The organism is Paenibacillus sp. GbtcB18 (assembly GCF_019091125.1).
In the GTDB taxonomy this organism is placed as follows: Bacteria; Bacillota; Bacilli; order Paenibacillales; family NBRC-103111; genus Paenibacillus_F; species Paenibacillus_F chitinolyticus.
Genome location: NZ_JAGXJX010000850.1, coordinates 1 through 236, shown reverse-complemented (window position 1 = coordinate 236; position 236 = coordinate 1). Strand labels below are relative to the sequence as shown.

At 30.1% G+C, this 236-nt stretch carries 1 pseudogene; it reads left to right on the top strand.

The window, feature by feature from the left end:
- Positions 1-236, top strand: a pseudogene (locus KVT34_RS31110) (Ger(x)C family spore germination C-terminal domain-containing protein); the annotation flags it as partial.

Here is a 236-nt window from a genome sequence, read left to right as displayed (position 1 = left end):
AAAAAGCTAATACACCGGTCTCTCTTACAATGCATATTCCTTCTGCTCCAGTTAAAAATAATAACCGTCTAAAAGATACAAAGGAAAAAGATTTTATAACGATTAATGTCTTTAGCATAAATCGTTATATTAACACAGGCTATAATGACAACCATTTTAAGTTCAACGTTGGAATGAATTTGAATGTGGCCATATCTGAGATTACATTCAATATGGATATAGATAAAGATACAAAG